Raw genomic sequence first — 17,742 nt, forward strand, 5'->3', positions numbered from 1 at the left:
CTCCAGCGGAAAAGCATGGGGAGGTGAGCTATCTGCGCCTGCCCCACATCAGTGGTGACCTGCTCTGCTTCGTGGCCGAGGACGACCTCTGGCTCGCCCCGCTGGACGAACCCGGCCGACCCGGCCGGGCCTGGCGGCTCACGGTCGACCGGACCAAGCTCGGCCAGCCGCGCTTCTCCCCCGACGGACGCCGGCTCGCCTACACGAGCTGGCGCAGCCTCGCCCCCGAACTGCATGTGGTGCCGGTCGACGGCGGGACGGGCCGCCAGCTCACCCACTGGGGCAGCCCCGACACCCGGGTCTGCGGCTGGACCCCCGACGGCACGATCCTGGCGGTCGCCTCGCACGGCGAGCCCTTCTCCTACTTCACCTGGGCCTACAAGGTCACCCCCGACGGCGACCCCGGCCGCAAGCTGCCCTGGGGCCCGGTCTCCGACATCCAGGTCGCCGACCTCGACGGGGAGCGCCGGAGCCTGCTGCTGACCGGCACCGCCCCGCACGAGATGGCCTCCTGGAAGCGCTACCGGGGCGGCGCCACGGGCCGGCTGTGGCTGCACGGCGAGCGGCTGCTGGCCGACCTCGAAGGGCAGCTGGCCTGCCCGATGTTCGTCGGCGGCCGGATCGCCTTCCTCTCCGACCACGAGGGCGTCGGCAACCTCTACTCCTGCGCCCACGACGGCTCCGACCTGCGCCGCCACACCGACCACGACGCCTTCTACGCCCGCAACGCCGCGACCGACGGCACCCGGGTGGTCTACCAGTGCGCGGGCGGGCTGTGGCTGGTGGACGACCTGGGCGCCGCCTCGGAACCGCGCCGGCTCGACGTACGGCTGAGCGGGCCGCGCGCGGGCCGCCGCCCCTACCAGGTGCCGGCCGCGCAGCACGTGGACGGCATCTCGGTCGACGAGACCGGGCGGGCCGGGGCGGTCGTGGTGCGCGGCAGCCTGTACTGGCTCACCCACCGCGACGGCCCGGCCAGGACGATCACCGACACCCCGGGCGTGCGCGTACGGCTGCCCGAGATGCTGGGCTCCAGCGGGCAGGTCGCCTATGTGACCGACGCCGAGGGCGAGGACGCCGTCGAGGTCGCCCATCTGCCCCGGGCCACGGGCGACCGCGAGCCGCGCCGACTGGCCTCGGGCGAGCTGGGGCGGGTGCTGGAGATGGTGTCCGACCCGGACGGCGAACGCCTGGCCATCGCCGCGCACGACGGGCGGCTGCTGCTCATCGACGCCACGGAGGACTCAGGCGGCGAGGTGACCGAGCTGATCCGCTCGATCAACGGACCCGTCCGCGACCTGGCGTTCTCCCCCGACGGGGCCTGGCTGACCTGGTCGCACCCGGGCATCGGCCGGTCGCTGCGCCAGATCAAGATGGCCCGGATCAAGGACCGTATGGTCGTCGACGTCACCAACGGGCGCTTCGAGGACGAGAACCCGGTCTTCACCCGCGACGGCCGCTATCTCGCCTTCCTCTCCTGGCGCGGCTTCGACCCCGTCTACGACGTGCACACCGGCGACCTGTCCTTCCCGCTCGGCTGCCGCCCCTATCTGGTGCCGCTGTCCTCGGCGACGCCCTCCCCCTTCGCGCTCACCCCGGAGGGGCGCCCGGCCGCGGGCGGCCTGGACCCGGTGGAGGACGAGGGCGCCGGGGACGGCACGGTCACCGTCGAACTGGAGGGCCTGGAGAGCCGGGTGACGCCGTTCCCCGTCACCGCGTCCAAGTACTCGGCCCTCCAGCCCGTCGCGGGTGGCGGACTGGTGTGGCTGCGCTGGCCGATCTCGGGCGCGCTGGGCGAGACCTTCGCCAACCCGGACGACACCAGCGGCCGCCCCACCCTGGAGCACTTCGGCATCACCAAGGCCAAGCGGACCGAACTCGTCGACCATCTGGACTGGTTCGCGGTCAGCGGCGACGGCAGCCGCCTGGTCGTCGTCGACGAGGGCGACCTGAGGGCCGTACCCGCGGCCGAGTCCGGTGACAGCGACTCCATCGTCTGGATCGATCTGCGCCGCATCCTGCACACGGTCGACCCGGCCGCCGAGTGGCGCCAGTCCTACGCGGAGGCCGGGCGCCTGATCCGCGCCTACTTCTGGGACCCGGGCATGTGCGGCATCGACTGGGACGCCGTGCTGGAGCAGTACCGCCCGCTGGTCGACGAGGTCGCCTCGCCCGACGAGTTCGCGGACCTGCTGCGCGAGGTGCTCGGCGAGCTGGGCACCTCGCACGCCTATGTCACCGCCGCCCGCCGCAACGAGGGCCCGCCGCACTACCAGCGCCTGCAGGGACTGCTCGGCGCCAACCTGGTCCGCCGGGACGGCAGCTGGATGGTCAAGCGGATCCTGCCCGGCGACTCGTCCGACTCCAAGGCCCGTTCCCCGCTGGCCGGCACCGGCATCCGCGAGGGCGCCGTCCTCACCCATGTCGACGGCCGCCCGGTCGACCCGGTCACCGGCCCCTACCCGCTGCTCGCGGGCGCCGGCGGTACGACGGTCGAGCTGACCTTCACCCCCGCCGAGGGCGAGGCGGGCCGCTCCCGCCGTGTCGCCGTGGTCCCCCTCACCGACGAACGTCCCCTGCGCTACCAGGACTGGGTGGCCAAACGCCGTGCGGTCGTTCGGGAGCTGAGCGGCGGCAAGTGCGGTTATCTGCACATCCCCGACATGGGCGGCTCCGGCTGGGCCCAGTTCAACCGCGACCTGCGCATGGAGGTCTCCCGGCCCGCCCTGATCGTCGACGTGCGCGGCAACGCGGGCGGCCACATCAGCGAACTCGTCGTCGAGAAGCTCACCCGGACGATCCTCGGCTGGGACCTCACCCGCGACGCCCAGCCGGTGTCGTACGCCTCCAACGCCCCGCGCGGCCCGGTCGTCGCCCTCGCCGACGAGGCGACCTCCTCGGACGGCGACATGATCACAGCCGCGTTCAAGCTCCTCGACCTGGGCCCGGTGGTCGGCCAGCGCACCTGGGGCGGTGTGGTCGGCATGACCGGCCGCCACCGCCTCGGCGACGGCTCGGTGATCACCGTCCCGATGAACGCCGCCTGGTTCGACGCCTACGGCTGGTCCGTCGAGAACCGCGGCGTCTCCCCCGACCTCGAAGCCCTCCGCACCCCGCTCGACTGGGCCGAGGGCCGCCACGCCCAACTGGACGACGCCGTACGCCTGGCCCTGACCCTCCTCACCACCACCCCCCCGGCCACACCCCCCGACTACCAAGCCACCCCCGACAGATCCCGCCCCGAACTCCCCCCAAGAACCCACTAGGACCACGGGGAACACGCGACCTTCTTGGAGGCGGGCAACAGCGCAATCTCTCGGAGGGCGCAAGGAACGGCTTCAGGAGCGCAAGGAACGGCGCAATCCTTTGGGGGCGCGGGGAACGGCGCAATCCTTCAGGGGCGCGGGGAACTGCGCAAACCCCCCACCGGCCGGTCACCCCACCCCGCACCCCCACACCCCACCCACCCCACAACGGGGCCGCGGGAACCCCCGCAAGAACGAGGGACGATCAACCCCGCCCAGCCCGATCCCTCTCGTCCGCCGCCCCACCCGCCCCCACCAACCCGCCCCGCATCCCACCCAACCGATCCGCGAACCGCGCAACCTCCCGCTGCCCCACCGCCGCGATGACCCCCGGCAGATACCCCCGAACCCCCTGCATCCCCCGCAGCCACCACTGCCCGTACACATGGCTCGACCGCCGCTCGATCCCCTCGACGATCCGGTCGACGGCCGGCCCCAGCGGATACGTCTTGTTGGCCGGCCACGGCAGCCGCTGCCGCAGCTCCCGCATGACGTCGTCCTGGTCCGCCCCGCGCACCATGTCCGTGTCGGTCCACGACAGATAGCCGACACCCACCCTCACACCCTTGAAGGCGACCTCGGCCCGCAGACTGTGCGCGTACGCCTCCACACCGGACTTGGACGCGGTGTACGCCGTCATCATCGGCGCCGGCGTCATCGCCGCGAGGGACGCGATCTGCAGCAGATACCCCCGGCTCTCCATCAGCACCGGCAGGAACGCGCGGGCGGTGACGGCCGACCCGATGAGGTTGACCTCGATCACCCGCCGCCAGGCCACCGGGTCGGACTCGACGAACGGACCGCCGCTCGCCACACCGGCGTTGGCGACGACGATGTCGACCTTCCCGAACCGCTCCTTCACCTCACGCGCCACCTGGGCCATCGCCTCGTGGTCGGTGACATCGGCGTACCAGTGGCCGCTCTCGCCGTGCAGCCGCCCGGAGACCTCCTTGAGCACGTCCGGCTCCAGGCCGACCAGCGCCACGGTCGCGCCCCGCGCGGACAGCTTGCGGGCGAGCAGCTCCCCGACCCCGCGCGCCGCCCCGGTGACGACCGCGACCTGCCCTTCCAGACCGACCTTGCTCATGCGCCCTCCTTGACCTGCGTGTACGTGGTGACCAACGACCGGATGCGGCTGCTGACCGCCTCCGGCGCCTCGACGGGAGTCATATGCCCGAGTCCGGGCAGTTCGGTGAGCCCGACACAGAGCGGCAGCTCGGCCGCCAGGGCGCGGGCGTGCACCGGCGGGGTGAGCCGGTCGGCGGTGCCGGCGATCACCGCGGTGGGCACCCGCAGCTCCCGCACGCCGTGGTCGAGGTCGAGCGCCGACAGCACCTTGCCCCAGGCGTGCCGGGCCCTGCGCGGACAGGCGTGCACGATCCGCGCGCACGCCTCCACCATGTGCGGAGCCGAACCCGCGCCCATGGTGGCGTACTTCAGGACGCGCCGGGCGAGCGGAGTCACCGGCCCGAGCGGCGCGCTGGAGCCGAGGATCCGCCCGGTCAGCCAGGTCCGCAGCCGGCCGGCCCGGAAGGGGACGACAGTGGACTCGGCGACCAGCCGCGAACTGCCCGTGCTGCACAGCAGGACCGCCGACGCGTGCGCCCGGAAGGCGGGCCGCGCGGAGGCGGCCATGACGGTCATGCCGCCCATCGAGTGCCCGGCGACCACGGCCTTCTCGCCCGGCGCGAGCGTGGCCAGCAGCACCGCTTCGAGGTCGTCGGCGAGCGTGTCCGTGCTGCACGCGGGGCTCGACGGGCTGCGCCCGTGGCCGCGCTGGTCGTAGGCGATGACGCGGTGGTCGGCGGAGAGGTCGCGGATCTGCGCGGCCCAGAAGGCGGTCGAGCAGGTCCAGCCGTGCGCGAGGACGACGACGGGCGCCTTCTCGGGTCCGTGCACCTCCACATGCAGCCGGGCGCCGTCCGCGGAGACCGCGGTGAGTGTGCGGGCGGGCACGGGCGGGGCGTAGGGCCCGGAGGCCACGTGTGTCAGGCGGCTCATGCGCTCACGTCCTCGGCGTCGACGATCTTCAGGGCGGGCTTGCCGGGAGCGGCCCGACCGGCCGCGGGCTGTGCCGCGGGGCCGCTCGCCGCGGGCGGCCGCAGCACGGCGTACTCGGTGAGGTCCACCCGGCGGGTGGCACGCCGGAACTCGGTCGTCGTGCCGGGCCAGATGGTGGTGTTGCGGCCACTGGCGTCCAGGTACCAGCTGGTGCAGCCGCCGGTGTTCCACACCGTGCGCCGCATCCGGTCCTGCACCCGGCGGTTCCAGGCGCCGACCGCGCTGGGGCGGGCGTCGAGCGCGGCTCGGCCCCCGAGGACGCCGAGCTGGCGCAGATAGTCGGCCATGTAGTTCAGCTGGGACTCGATCATCAGGATCATCGAGGAGTTCCCGAGGCCGGTGTTGGGGCCGATGATCGTCATCCAGTTCGGGAAGCCGGCGGCGGACGCGCCGCGCAGCGCCGCCATGCCGCCCTTCCAGTGCTCGGCGAGGGTCGAGCCGTCCGCGCCGACGACCCGCTCGGCGATCGGCATGTCCGTGACGTGGAAGCCGGTGCCGAAGACGATCGCGTCGACCTCGGCCTCGGTGCCGTCGGCGGCCACGAGCGTGGAGCCGCGGACCTCGCGGAGCCCGCCCGCGACGACGTCCACATTGGGTTGCGCGAGGGCCGGGTAGTACGTGTTGGACAGCAGGATGCGCTTGCAGCCGATGCGGTAGTCGGGCGTGAGCCTGGCGCGCAGGGCGGGGTCCTTGACGGCCCGTGCGATGTTCTGCCGGGCCAGCCGCTCGACCAGGCCCAGCTCGTTCGGGCGCTTGGTGAAGGCCTGCACCTGGAGTTCGCGGATGCCCCACAGCAGCCCGCGGCGCAGCTGGGTGGTGAAGGGCAGCGCCCGGTGCAGGGAGCGCTCGACGCCGCTGATCGCGCGGTCCATCCGGGGCATGACCCAGGGCGGGGTGCGCTGGAAGAGGGTGAGGCTCGCGACCTGCGGCTGTATGGCCGGCACGATCTGGATGGCCGAGGCGCCGGTGCCGACCATGGCGACGCGCTTGCCGCGCAGGTCGTAGTCGTGGTCCCAGCGGGCGGAGTGGAACACCTTGCCGGGGAACGAGTCCAGCCCCGGGATCCCGGGGATCTTCGGGTCGGACAGCGGCCCGGTCGCGGAGACGACGACGTCGGCGGTGAGCGTGCCTGAGCTGGTCTCGATCCGCCACAGCAGCTTCTCGGTGTCCCAGGTCATCAGCTCGACCTCGGAGTCGAAGCGGATGTGCGGGCGCAGCCCGAAGGTGTCGGTGACGTGCTCCAGGTAGGCGCGGATGTGCTCCTGGCCGGAGAAGGTGCGCGGCCAGTCCGGGTTGGGCGCGAAGGAGAAGGAGTACAGATGGGACGGCACGTCGCAGGCGCACCCTGGGTAGCTGTTGTCCCGCCAGGTCCCGCCGACGCCGCCGGCCCGCTCCAGGACGACGAAGTCGGTGATTCCCTCGCGTCGCAGGCGTACGGCCGCTCCGAGTCCGCCGAACCCGGACCCGATCACCGCCACCCGAACATGTTCGTGCTCGGCCATCCCGAAGCCTCCACGCATCGCCGGACCATGCCAGTGAACACTGGCGCAATGGGGAGAGTAGAGCAGCGGCGTACCGACCGGTAGGGGTGCGGGCCAGGAAAGTTACCGGCGGTACAACATAGGCTTTCCGGCGTGGGAGACGATGTGCCCGGCAGGGCTGACGACACGGAGCGCGAGCCCCGGCCCCCGAGCGAGGGACGGCCCGGCGAGTACCGCATGGAGGAACTGGCCCGGCTGGCCGGCATCACCGTGCGCACCCTGCGCTTCTACCGCGAGCGCAAACTGATCCCGCCGCCGCGCCGCGAGGGCCGCATCGCCTGGTACGACGACCATCATCTGGCCCGGCTGCGCACGATCGCGGCGCTGCTGGAGCGCGGCCACACCCTCAGCGGCATCGCCGACCTCACGGAGACCTTCGACCACGGCCGGGACGTCGGCGACCTCCTGGGCCTGGGCGCCCCCACCGAGGAGGAGCCGGTCCGCCTCACCCCGGAGGAGCTCGCCGACCACTTCGCCGGCGACGTGACCGCGGAGAACCTCGCCGCGGCCATGGAACTCGGCTACGTCGGCACCGACGGCGAGAGCATCGTCCACATCAGCCGCCGGCTGCTCGACGTGTCCGCCGCCCTGGTCCGCGAGGGCATCCCGCTCGCCGAGGTCCTCGGCGCCGCGACCCGGGTGCGCGAGCACGCCGACGCCCTCGCCGAGCTCTTCGCCGACCTGGTGCTGCGCCACGGCCCGGAGGAGGACCTCCAGCGTCTGCGCCCGCTGGCCCGCAGCGTGGTGGAGGCGGAGCTGTCCCTGGCCATGGACCGCAAGCTGCGCAAGAGCGACTGACAGGGTCGGCCGAGCGCCTGACGCGGCCGTCTAGAGCGGCTTCCTGAGGGTGACCTTCCCGGCCTTCTTGGTGAACAGCGCACCGCCGACGCTCATCGACACGAGCAGCGTGTACTTCCCGGCCGGCAGCTCCGAGACGTCGATTCCGGCGGCTTCCGTGGCGTAGTAGCCGAAGTCGTAGGTGCCGAGGTCTCCCGGCAGCTTGTGCGGCCGTACGGCGTCGGGCTTCCGCAGCGCGGTCAGCGGGAAGGAGTGGCGGCCGGACCGGCCGTCGAGGACGAGGTAGTACTGCGCGTGCCCGTCCCGGTCGGCGTTGCGGCCGGGCAGGAAGAAGACGCCCTCGGCGTGGATCCTCCGCCCGCGCTCCTCCGCCTTCACCGAGTCGAAGCGCACGCCGGGCGAATCGACCCCGACAATGCTCCTCTTGACCAGCTTGAAGCCGCCTTTTCCGCCGCGGAAGAGGAGTTCGGAGTCGCCGCACGCCTGCCGCCGGTCCACCGCGGCCGCGGACACCAGCCGGGTCCGCCGCGCGATCCCCTCGGACTCGCTCTCGACACACACGGAGACGGCGTACGTCCCCTGCGGGAGTTCCGTGAAGGCCAGATCGCCCCGCGAGGCGAAACCGCCCTTCTCGTACGCGCAGAAGTATTCGTCGAAATAGTCCCGGTAGAGCCGGATCTCGCCGGTCGTCGCCAGCGGATAGCTCCAGGACCGTCCGTCCTTCTCCAGGACGAGACGCTTGCTCTCGTCCACCGGGCCCTCCGGCCCGACCCCCGGCAGGAAGGCATGGCCCTTCAGCTCCAGCTTCCCGTCGGTGAAGACGGCCCGGCCGAGCCTGGCCAGCGCGGTGTCGCCGGCCCGCAGCTCCGCGAGGTGCGCGGCGGCCTCCTCCGGCTCCTCGGAGCGGGCCCCGACGGTGACCTCGCCCCAGCGGGGCGTCACGCCCTCGGTGACGGAGTACACGATGCTCAGCAGCGACGGCAGCGCCTGCCGGACCACCTCGTCGTGCCGCCGCACGGTCGGGGACTCCACGAGAAGGAAGTTGAAGTTCTCGTACTCCCGCAGCGCGGGCAGATAGTGCACGACTTCCTGCTCGTACTGGTAGTCCGCCGGGGAGGACACCAGATAGATGTTCCGCTTGAAGTCCGTGTCCTTCCCGATCACGTCCTTCATCACGGCGTCCATGACGGCCACGTTCGCGTCCGGCTGTCCCTCGCCGAGCACGGCGTCACCGAGCTGCCCGTGCCCCTTGGAGTAACTGCCGAGGAAATACTGCGGCGTCGAGGCCACGATGTTCTTGTAGTCGTACTTCAGACCGTAGAAGAGGGCGGCGCTTCCGCCCTTGGAGGCGCCGAGCAGGGTCACCTCGTCGCGGGTGATCCGCAGCCGCCGCATTTGGTCCTGGATCAGGGCCTGTATGGAGTCCGAGACGCTGAAGTCCATGTCCCGGGCCACGTAGTAGGAGGCCGCACCGTCGAAATGGTCGCGAATCCTGAGGACATTGCACTTGACGCTGTCGAGCGCGTTCCCGAATCCATACTTACTGCCCACCGAGGAGAACACCACCAGCAGATGACGGTGGTCCCCCTGCGCCGGCCGGAACTGGAACTCGACCGGCCACTTCCCGTGCGTCTCGACGCTCTCCAGGTAGACGCGGTTCATCCGCGCCGCGTAGTTCGGGGACAGCGGAGGCAGCGAATTGCTCATGCGGCGTACGACTCTCTGGCCGGTTGCTCGGACGGACGAGGCCCGGAACGGCCCGGAACCCCGTGCTCCGGCGGAGTATACGGAGCGGACACCTGACGGTCACACAGTTGTGGTCAGAACGTCGGCCAGCCGTCTCCCGGCCCCCGGACGGGCCCCGGACGGGCCGCCCAGGGGGCGGCGGAACGCCTGCGGCGAGAGCCCGGGACGCGCACACGGCCCGTCAGCGCTCGAAGACCGCCGTCACCGGGGCGTGGTCGCTCCACCGCTCCCCATGGCTCGCGGCCCGCTCCACGTACGCCTTCACGCAGCTGCCCGCGAGCCCCGGCGTCCCCGCGAGCAGGTCGATGCGCCAGCCGCTGTCGTTGTCGAAGGCCCGCCCCCGGTACGACCACCAGGTGTACGGCCCCTCCACGTCCGGGTGCAGTTGCCGCACGACGTCGACGTAGCCACCGTCCGCAGCGTCGAACACCTGGCCGAGCCAGTCGCGCTCCTCGGGCAGGAAGCCGGAGTTCTTGCCGTTGGCGCGCCAGTTCTTCAGGTCGGCGGGCCGGTGGGCGATGTTCCAGTCGCCACAGACCAGCACCTCGCGCCCGTCGGCGGCGGCCCGCTCGCGCAGATCCTTGAGGTAGGGAAGGAACTCGCCCATGAAGCGGTACTTCTCGTCCTGCCGATCGGTGCCGACCTCGCCCGAGGGCAGATAGAGCGAGGCGACCGTGACACCCGGCAGGTCGGCCTCCACATAGCGACCGCTGCCGTCGAACTCGGCCGAGCCGAAGCCGACCCGCACCGCGTCGGGCTCCCGGCGGGTGTAGAGCGAGACACCGGCACGGCCCTTGGCGGCGGCGGGCGCGTGCGTCACGTGCCAGCCCTCCGGCGTCCGCACCTGCTCGGGCAGCTGCTGCGGCTCGGCCCGCACCTCCTGGAGGCACAGCACATCGGCGGAGGTACCGGCGAGCCACTCCACGAAGCCCTTCTTCGCGGCGGCACGCAGCCCGTTCACATTCACAGAGGTCACAGTGAGCACTCCGGCACGATACGGCACACTGGACCGGGTCCAGAATTCGAACAACGAGAAACTGCCGCTACGTACGATGACCAGCATGGATATCCGCCCCGTCCCCTACGACCACCCCGACGCCGTCAAGCTCGACGAAGAGGTCCAGGCCGAGTACCACGTGCGCTACGGCGACGGCGGCGACGCCACCTCGATGGCCGCCGCCGACTTCGAGCCGCCGAACGGCGTCTACCTCATCGCCTACGACGACTCCGGCCGCCCCGTGGCCAGCGGCGGCTGGCGCAGCCAGGACGGCAACGGCGAGGGCAACGAGGACGGCGACGCCGAGCTCAAGCGCATGTACGTGGTCGGCGACATGCGGGGCCTCGGCCTCGCCCGCCGCATCCTGTCCGCCCTGGAGGACGACGCCCGCGCGGCCGGCCGGGTGCGCATGGTCCTGGAGACCGGCACCAAGCAGCCCGAGGCGATCGCCCTGTACGTCTCCACGGGCTACGCGCCCTGCACCAAGTTCGGCTACTACCGTTTCCACCCGGACAGCCGCTGCTACGCCAAGACCCTGTGACACCCCTCACCCCAGGGGCGTCCGGCGCGGGGGCGCCTGACGCCCCGTCGGGGTACCGTCCACGGGCAAAACAAAGATCCCGCCCGATCGGCAGATCGGACGGGATCTTCTCAACTTCCCCCGGAATTCACCGGGATCGGTTGTTGCGGTGGACCTGTGGGGATTTGAACCCCAGACCCCCTCGATGCGAACGAGGTGCGCTACCAGACTGCGCCACAGGCCCTTGCAACGAGTGAAACTCTAGCATCCCGATCGCCGTGCTTAAAAATCCGTTCCCGGCAGGGTGCCTGGTCGCGGCGGCCGGCCGCCGCGAGCGCACCGGAACCTCACTCGTTGGCGGCCCGCGGCCGCCCGCCCTCCTCGTACTGGTCGAACAGCGGCGTACGCCCCCGCTCCCGCGACCGGCGCGCCGAGGCGGCCCGGCGCGCGTCGCTGCGGCCGTCGTCCTCGGCGGGGCCGTCGTCGGGGCCGTCCACCCCGGCGGAGGCGGCGGGGCCGTCGACGGCGTCCGAGCGGTCCTCGGCACGGGTCTCGTCGGCCCGGTCGGCGGCGCCCGTCTCCTGCTCGCCCGCGATCGTGCTCGACCGCGCGGAGCTCCAGGTGTCCGGCGCCCCGAGGTCGACGTCGGAGGTGGCGCGCGGGGCGACCGGCGCGGTCACATAGGTCGGCAGGGGCACCGGCACCGGCTCCCAGCTCTCGCCCCGGCCCGGGCCGCGCTGCCGCTCCCGCTGCTGGTCCACCCACTCGGCGTGGTCGGTCTGCTCCACCAGCGCCCGGCGGTCCGCCGCCAGGGCCGAAAGGCCGGGGTCCTCCTCCGGTTCGGCCGCTTCTTCGGGCTCCTCGGAGTCCTCGGCCACCGGCTCGGCGGCGGGCCGGCGCGGCTGACGGGCCCGCTCACGCAGCCGCTGGGCCGCGGCCTCGGCCTGCCGGCGGTCCATCTGGTACGCGAACCGGCGCCGCTCCTGCGAGCGCAGATAGGCGATGTAGACGCTCAGCAGCACCGCGGGCACGGTCGGCGCCCACAGAAGCGCGAGCCCGCCCACGGCGGCCACGATCGCGCCCAGGGTGAACGCCAGGAAGAGCATCATGGTGGTCCGCCGGCGGCGCGCGAGCACCTTGGAGCGCTCGGTGCGCGCGGCGGCGGCCTTCCCGCCGGGCGCACGCCGGGCACCCGGCACCGGCCTGCGCGCGGGCCCGGCACCGGCACCACGGGCGGACGCGGGGTCCGCCGCACGGGCGGAGGGGGCGTCGGCGACCCGGGGGGACGGGGCCTCGGCCGCGCGGGGCGCGGGGGCGTGACCGGACGGTGCCTGACCGAGCGGTGCCTGACCGGACGGGGCGTGGCCGGAGGCTCCCGAGGGGGCGCCGCCGGGTGCTCCCGGCACCTGGGCCGACGTCTGCGGGCGCGTCGGAGGCATGGCGAAGGCCCGGACGTCCACCGAGTCGGTGACCCCGTCCGGGTCGGTCGTGCCAGGCTCCCCCTCGTCGGTGGAGCGCGCCCGGTCCTTGGCGTACCGGCGCTCCATTCCCGCCCGTCCGGACAGCAGCCGGATGGCGGTGCTGAAGCGTTCCGTCGGACGGGCCTCGTTCAGCTCGTCCTGCCTACGGAGCCACATCGGCACCAAGTAGGCGGCCCAGGCCCCGACAATGACTGCGTAGATGAGGCCGCTGCTGCTCACGCCTCACACGGTAGAGGGGTTTGCGTGAGGCCATCCGCCAATTGGGCCGGTGTGTCGCACGATCTGGCTGATATTTCGAACTTTTCTTGTGACCGATGCGATCAGCAGGCCGCACAGGCGGCGAATTGATTGCCTCGAACCGGTCACCGGCCGACCGTTATCGAACACATATTCAATTTTCGGGCTAAGCGGGATTCCCCTGTGTGTTCCGCCGGTCAGGAGGCGCGCCGCGCTCGTCGCGCGCCCCGCTCCCGGAGCGAGTGCGCCGCCAGCGGTTCATCAGCCCGTCCGGGACTTCCTCGGCGGTCAGCGCGTAGACGAGATGGTCGCGCCAGGCGCCGTCGATGTGGAGATAACGGGGCCGCAGCCCCTCCTCGCGGAATCCGAGTTTCTCCACGACCCTTCGGCTGGGCGCGTTCTCGGGGCGAATGCAGACCTCGATGCGGTGCAGCCCGACGCCGCGGAAACAGTGGTCCACGACCAGCGCGACCGCCGTGGGCATCACCCCGCGCCCGGCCACGCTCTGGTCCACCCAGTAGCCGACATGCCCCGAGCACATCGAGCCCCAGGTGATCCCGGCGACCGTCAGCTGCCCGGCCAGCCGTCCCTGGTACTCGATCACGAACGGCAGCATCCGGCCCGAGTTCGCCTCCGAGCGCAGGTGCCGGACCATCTGGCGGTAGGTCGGCCGGTGCGCGATCGGGCCGCTCGGGGTGGGCGGCGGGATGGTCGCCTCCCAGGGGCGCAGCCAGTCCCGGTTGCGCCGGTTGACCTCGCGCCAGGCCCGCTGGTCGCGCAGCTTTATCGGCCGGAGGACGACGTCTCCGTCCGCGAGCACGACGGGCCAGGATGGGCTGTTCAGCTCGCACCCCCACTGCCTGTGCCGGGTCTGGGGTGGTCCCCGCCGCGGATCTGGTCGACGGCGTGCCTCAGCAGGGGCTCCAGGACGGCGAGGCCGTCCTTCACCCCGCCGGTGGAGCCCGGCAGGTTGACGATCAGCGTGCCGCCCGCCACCCCGGCCAGTCCCCGCGAGAGCGCCGCCGTCGGCACCTTCTGGCGGCCGAACGCCCGGATGGCCTCGGCGATGCCCGGTACCTCGCGGTCGATGACCGCGCGGGTCGCCTCGGGCGTGCGGTCGGTGGGCGAGATGCCCGTCCCGCCTGTAGTGACGACGACGTCGTACCCCGCCTCCACGGCGGCCTTCAGGGCGGCCTCGACGGGATCGCCGTCGGGCACCACCCACGGTCCGTCGACGGCGAAGCCGAGGCGCGTGAGGCCGTCGGCGACCAGCGGGCCGCCCTTGTCCTCGTAGACCCCGGCGGCGGCCCGGTTGGAGGCGGTCACGACCAGCGCGGCGTACGGCGCGACCAGCGCGCCGCCCAGAGAGGCGTCCAGTGTCATGCCCGGCTCCAGTCGCCCGACTTGCCGCCCGTCTTCTCCTCCACCCGTACGTCCGTGATGACCGCTCCCTTGTCGACCGCCTTGACCATGTCGATCACGGTGAGCGCGGCGACGGAGACCGCGGTGAGGGCCTCCATCTCGACGCCCGTGCGGTCCGTCGTGCGCACCGTGGCGGTGATCTCCACGGCGTCGTCCGCGACCGACAGATCCAGTGTCACACCGGACACCGACAACGGGTGGCACAGCGGGATGAGATCCGGGGTGCGCTTGGCGCCCATGATGCCCGCGATCCGCGCGGTGGCCAGGGCGTCCCCCTTGGGCACACCCTCCCCGCGCAGCAGTTCCACCACCTGCGGCGAGACGAGCACACGGCCGCTCGCGCGCGCGGTGCGCGCGGTCACGTCCTTTCCGGATACGTCGACCATACGGGCGGCGCCCGCGTCGTCGATGTGGGTCAGTCGGCCTTGCGTGCTCATGCTGTGGGCGCTCCCGGTCCGGGCCCGTCGCGGTGCGGCGCACGGGCCTGCTGTGCGCGACACGGTACCGCCACTTCGGGACGCGGGGCGGAGCAGGTGGGCCGCGCCCCGGGCGGGTGCGCTCAGCCGAGCAGGACGACCTCGACCTCGCTGCCGGGCTCGACGGACTCGACGTCCTCGGGCACCACGATCAGCGCGTCGGCCAGCGCCAGAGCCGCCACCAGATGGGACCCGGCACCGCCGACCGGGGTCACCGCGCCGTCGGCGTAGGACCCGCGCAGGAACTGACGGCGGCCCTTGGGCGAGGTCAGTGTCCGGTCGCCGGAGAGGGTGGCCCGGGTGCGCGGCCGGTGGACGTCCTCGAGGCCCATGAGGGTGCGGATCGCCGGGCGCACGAACAGCTCGAAGGAGACGTAGGACGACACCGGGTTGCCGGGCAGGGCCAGTAGGGGGGTGTGGTCGGGGCCGATGGAGCCGAAGCCCTGCGGCTTGCCGGGCTGCATGGCGAGCTTGCGGAAGTCGATGCCGCTGCCCGCCTCGTCCTCGTCGCCGACGTGCGACAGGGCCTCCTTGACGACGTCGTAGGCGCCGACGCTCACTCCGCCGGTGGTGACCATCAGGTCGGCGCGGACCAGCTGGTCCTCGACGGTGGTGCGCAGGGTCTCGGCGTCGTCGGCGACCGCGCCCACCCGGTAGGCGATTGCTCCGGCGTCGCGGGCCGCCGCGGTGAGGGCGAAGCTGTTGGAGTCGTAGATCTGGCCGCTGCCCAGGCTCTCGTCGGGCTGGACGAGCTCGCTGCCGGTGGAGAGCACGACCACGCGCGGGCGCGGGCGCACCCGTACCGTGCCGCGGCCGATCGCGGCGAGCAGCGCGATCTGCGGCGGGCCGAGGACGGTGCCCGCGGCGAGGGCGCGGTCACCGGACTCCACGTCGCTGCCCCGGGCGCGCACATGCGCGCGTGCCTCGGCCGGGCGGAAGACCTGGACCTGTCCGGCGGCGCCCTCGGGGGCGAGGCTGCTCACGCGCATCCCGGTCGCCGGGCCCTCGCCGAGCCCGCCGTCGGTCCACTCGACCGGCACGACCGCCTCGGCGCCAGGAGGCAGCGGGGCGCCGGTCATGATCCGGGCGGCCTGGCCGGGGCCGACGTGCAGCAGCTCGGCCTGGCCGGCGGCCACGTCCCCGACGACCTCCAGGACGGCGGGGAACTCCTCGCTCGCGCCCGCGACATCGGCGACCCGCACCGCGTACCCGTCCATGGAGCTGTTGTCGAACGGTGGCAGCGAGAGCGGCACCGTGACCTCGTCGACCAGGACACAGCCCTGGGCGTCCAGCAGCTGGAGCTCGATGGGTTCGAGGGGGCGGACGGTCGCGAGGATGTCCTCCAGGTGTTCGTCGACCGACCACAGGTGGTCCTGGCCGGCGGAACGGGGCGCGGCGGTGCTCAAAGTGCTACATCTCCTCGGTGACGTAACTGCGAAGCCAGGTCCGGAAGTCCGGTCCCAGATCCTCACGTTCGCACGCGAGTCTGACAATGGCACGCAGGTAGTCGCCGCGGTCTCCGGTGTCATAGCGGCGGCCCTGGAAGACGACGCCGTGCACGGGGCCGCCGACCTTCTCGTCCTCGGCGAGCTGCTGGAGGGCGTCGGTCAGCTGGATCTCGCCGCCGCGGCCGGGCTCGGTCTTGCGCAGTATCTCGAAGATGTGCGGGTCGAGGACGTAGCGGCCGATGATCGCGTAGTTCGACGGCGCGTCGGCCGCGTCGGGCTTCTCGACCAGGCCGTTGACCTTCACGACGTCACCGTCGGCGGTCGCCTCCACGGCCGCGCAGCCGTACAGGTGGATCTGCTCGGGCGTGACCTCCATGAGGGCCACGACGCTGCCGCCGTGCCGCTCCTGGACCTCGATCATGCGCTGGAGCAGCGGGTCGCGAGGGTCGATCAGGTCGTCGCCGAGGAGGACCGCGAAGGGCTCGTGGCCGACGTGCGGGGCGGCGCACAGCACCGCGTGGCCGAGGCCCCTGGGGTCGCCCTGGCGGACGTAGTGCATGGTCGCCAGGTCGCTGGACTCCTGTACCTTGGCCAGTCGCTCGGCATCACCCTTCTTCTGCAGGGCGGACTCAAGCTCGTAGTTGCGGTCGAAGTGGTCCTCCAGGGGACGCTTGTTGCGTCCCGTGATCATGAGGACGTCGTCGAGGCCCGCGGACACGGCCTCCTCGACCACGTACTGGATCGCGGGCTTGTCGACCACCGGCAGCATCTCCTTGGGAGTGGCTTTGGTGGCCGGGAGGAACCGGGTGCCGAGGCCTGCTGCGGGGATGACAGCCTTGCTGATCCTGGGGTGCGCCTGAGTCATGGCCGCAACCTTATCCGGTGCCTTTGCGAGGAATCTGTGGCTCCGGTTAATTGGCTCTCATATGAGCGCATTGGGCCGGAACGGGAGGAACCAGTGAGGCAGTTCGGACGTCCTAGCGAGACTGACAAGAGAATGTTGCGGCGAGAGCTCCTGTCGGTGAGGAGCAGGTTGACGGCAGATGTCGTCCAGGACGCGGCCGCCGGCCTCGCCGAACGCGCGCTGCACCTCCCCGAGCTGGCGAACGCGCGCACGGTGGCGGCGTACGTCTCCGTGGGCACCGAGCCGGGCACCCTCGCGCTGCTCGACGCGCTGCGCGCGCGGGGCGTCCGCGTACTGCTTCCCGCCCTTCTGCCCGACAACGACCTCGACTGGGGTACGTACGACGGCACCGCTTCTCTCATGAGCGTCCAACACGGCGGAAAGATGGCGCTGTTGGAACCCTCCGGCGAACGCCTCGGCCCCGGCGCCGTCACCTCCGCCGACGCCGTCCTGCTGCCCGGGCTCGCCGTCGACGCCCGCGGGATGCGCCTCGGACGGGGCGGCGGTTCCTACGATCGCGTGCTCGCCCGGCTGGAGAGCGCCGGGGCCCGGCCGGCCCTGGTGGTGCTCCTCTACGACGCCGAGGTCGTCGAGCGCGTGCCCGAGGAGGAGCACGACCGGCCGGTCCACGCGGTGGTCACCCCCTCGGGCGTGCGCCGCTTCCGGCCCGGCGGCTGAGCGGGGCGCGGAAGGCGCCGCACACCCCGGCCGGCGCGTGATGTATGTCTCACACGTCCCGGGAGGGGGGGGGGGGGGGGGGGGGGGGGGGGGGGGGGGGGTGGGGGGTGGGGGGGGAGGGTGGGACG

At 72.4% G+C, this 17,742-nt stretch carries 15 protein-coding genes and 1 tRNA gene; 4 read left to right on the plus strand and 12 right to left on the minus strand.

The features are described 5' to 3' along the window. Positions 1–23: 23 nt before the first annotated feature. On the plus strand, positions 24–3,266 hold the full coding sequence (locus ACZ6SQ_RS23290) for a S41 family peptidase (RefSeq protein ID WP_469565097.1): 3,243 nt from the start codon (positions 24–26) through the stop codon (positions 3,264–3,266). 244 nt (positions 3,267–3,510) lie between these two features. On the opposite strand, the gene ACZ6SQ_RS23295 is transcribed toward ACZ6SQ_RS23290, so the two are convergent. From ACZ6SQ_RS23295 to ACZ6SQ_RS23305, 3 genes are read right to left on the minus strand one after another with little or no spacing between them, the layout of a single operon-like run. Continuing rightward, a complete protein-coding gene (locus ACZ6SQ_RS23295; protein WP_469565099.1) occupies positions 3,511–4,392 on the minus strand; it encodes an SDR family oxidoreductase in 882 nt (293 codons plus the stop codon). Further along, on the minus strand, positions 4,389–5,306 hold the full coding sequence (locus tag ACZ6SQ_RS23300) for an alpha/beta fold hydrolase (protein WP_469565101.1): 918 nt from the start codon (positions 5,304–5,306) through the stop codon (positions 4,389–4,391). Before ACZ6SQ_RS23300 ends, ACZ6SQ_RS23295 begins: the two co-directional genes overlap by 4 nt. Then, positions 5,303–6,868 (minus strand): flavin-containing monooxygenase, encoded by a 1,566-nt coding sequence (locus ACZ6SQ_RS23305; protein ID WP_469565103.1) that lies wholly within the window; start codon positions 6,866–6,868, stop codon positions 5,303–5,305. Before ACZ6SQ_RS23305 ends, ACZ6SQ_RS23300 begins: the two co-directional genes overlap by 4 nt. Before the next feature lie 216 nt (positions 6,869–7,084). Here ACZ6SQ_RS23305 and ACZ6SQ_RS23310 point away from each other — a divergent pair, with 216 nt between their 5' ends. Beyond that, positions 7,085–7,705 carry a MerR family transcriptional regulator gene (locus tag ACZ6SQ_RS23310; RefSeq protein WP_386387393.1) on the plus strand — a complete coding sequence of 207 codons (621 nt, stop codon included), beginning with the start codon at positions 7,085–7,087 and terminating at the stop codon, positions 7,703–7,705. A gap of 30 nt (positions 7,706–7,735) precedes the next feature. Here ACZ6SQ_RS23310 and ACZ6SQ_RS23315 read toward each other — a convergent pair whose 3' ends face one another. Both ACZ6SQ_RS23315 and ACZ6SQ_RS23320 read right to left on the minus strand, forming a co-directional pair. After that, positions 7,736–9,412 carry a hypothetical protein gene (locus ACZ6SQ_RS23315; RefSeq protein WP_469565105.1) on the minus strand — a complete coding sequence of 559 codons (1,677 nt, stop codon included), beginning with the start codon at positions 9,410–9,412 and terminating at the stop codon, positions 7,736–7,738. A 220-nt stretch (positions 9,413–9,632) separates the two neighbouring features. Next, positions 9,633–10,436, minus strand: a complete 804-nt coding sequence (locus ACZ6SQ_RS23320) for an exodeoxyribonuclease III (RefSeq protein ID WP_469565107.1) — start codon at positions 10,434–10,436, stop codon at positions 9,633–9,635. 76 nt (positions 10,437–10,512) lie between these two features. On the opposite strand from ACZ6SQ_RS23320, the gene ACZ6SQ_RS23325 reads away from it, so the two are divergent. Then, a complete protein-coding gene (locus ACZ6SQ_RS23325; RefSeq protein ID WP_469565109.1) occupies positions 10,513–10,989 on the plus strand; it encodes a GNAT family N-acetyltransferase in 477 nt (158 codons plus the stop codon). A gap of 149 nt (positions 10,990–11,138) precedes the next feature. Here ACZ6SQ_RS23325 and ACZ6SQ_RS23330 read toward each other — a convergent pair. The 7 genes from ACZ6SQ_RS23330 to galU all read right to left on the minus strand — a co-directional run bounded on the left by ACZ6SQ_RS23330 (position 11,139) and on the right by galU (position 16,897). Beyond that, positions 11,139–11,212, minus strand: a tRNA-Ala gene (locus ACZ6SQ_RS23330). 103 nt (positions 11,213–11,315) lie between these two features. Next, entirely contained in the window at positions 11,316–12,668 is a 1,353-nt protein-coding gene (gene sepX, locus ACZ6SQ_RS23335) for a divisome protein SepX/GlpR (RefSeq protein ID WP_469565111.1), read from the minus strand. Positions 12,669–12,852: 184 nt separating this feature from the next. Further along, a complete protein-coding gene (locus ACZ6SQ_RS23340; RefSeq protein ID WP_469565113.1) occupies positions 12,853–13,506 on the minus strand; it encodes a GNAT family N-acetyltransferase in 654 nt (217 codons plus the stop codon). A 20-nt stretch (positions 13,507–13,526) separates the two neighbouring features. Then, on the minus strand, positions 13,527–14,069 hold the full coding sequence (locus tag ACZ6SQ_RS23345; protein ID WP_469565115.1) for a MogA/MoaB family molybdenum cofactor biosynthesis protein: 543 nt from the start codon (positions 14,067–14,069) through the stop codon (positions 13,527–13,529). Beyond that, positions 14,066–14,545, minus strand: coding sequence for a cyclic pyranopterin monophosphate synthase MoaC (moaC, locus tag ACZ6SQ_RS23350; RefSeq protein ID WP_386387373.1), 480 nt, complete (start codon positions 14,543–14,545; stop codon positions 14,066–14,068). Before moaC ends, ACZ6SQ_RS23345 begins: the two co-directional genes overlap by 4 nt. Before the next feature lie 122 nt (positions 14,546–14,667). Beyond that, positions 14,668–15,990: a molybdotransferase-like divisome protein Glp gene (gene glp / locus ACZ6SQ_RS23355; protein ID WP_469565117.1), complete on the minus strand. Its 1,323-nt coding sequence runs from the start codon at positions 15,988–15,990 to the stop codon at positions 14,668–14,670. A 4-nt stretch (positions 15,991–15,994) separates the two neighbouring features. Beyond that, complete coding sequence (gene galU, locus ACZ6SQ_RS23360; protein WP_469565119.1) at positions 15,995–16,897, minus strand: UTP--glucose-1-phosphate uridylyltransferase GalU; 903 nt, start codon at positions 16,895–16,897, stop codon at positions 15,995–15,997. A gap of 132 nt (positions 16,898–17,029) precedes the next feature. On the opposite strand from galU, the gene ACZ6SQ_RS23365 reads away from it, so the two are divergent. Then, positions 17,030–17,614 carry a 5-formyltetrahydrofolate cyclo-ligase gene (locus tag ACZ6SQ_RS23365; RefSeq protein ID WP_469565121.1) on the plus strand — a complete coding sequence of 195 codons (585 nt, stop codon included), beginning with the start codon at positions 17,030–17,032 and terminating at the stop codon, positions 17,612–17,614. Positions 17,615–17,742: the final 128 nt, after the last annotated feature.

This window comes from Streptomyces sp. NPDC048600 (assembly GCF_055587025.1).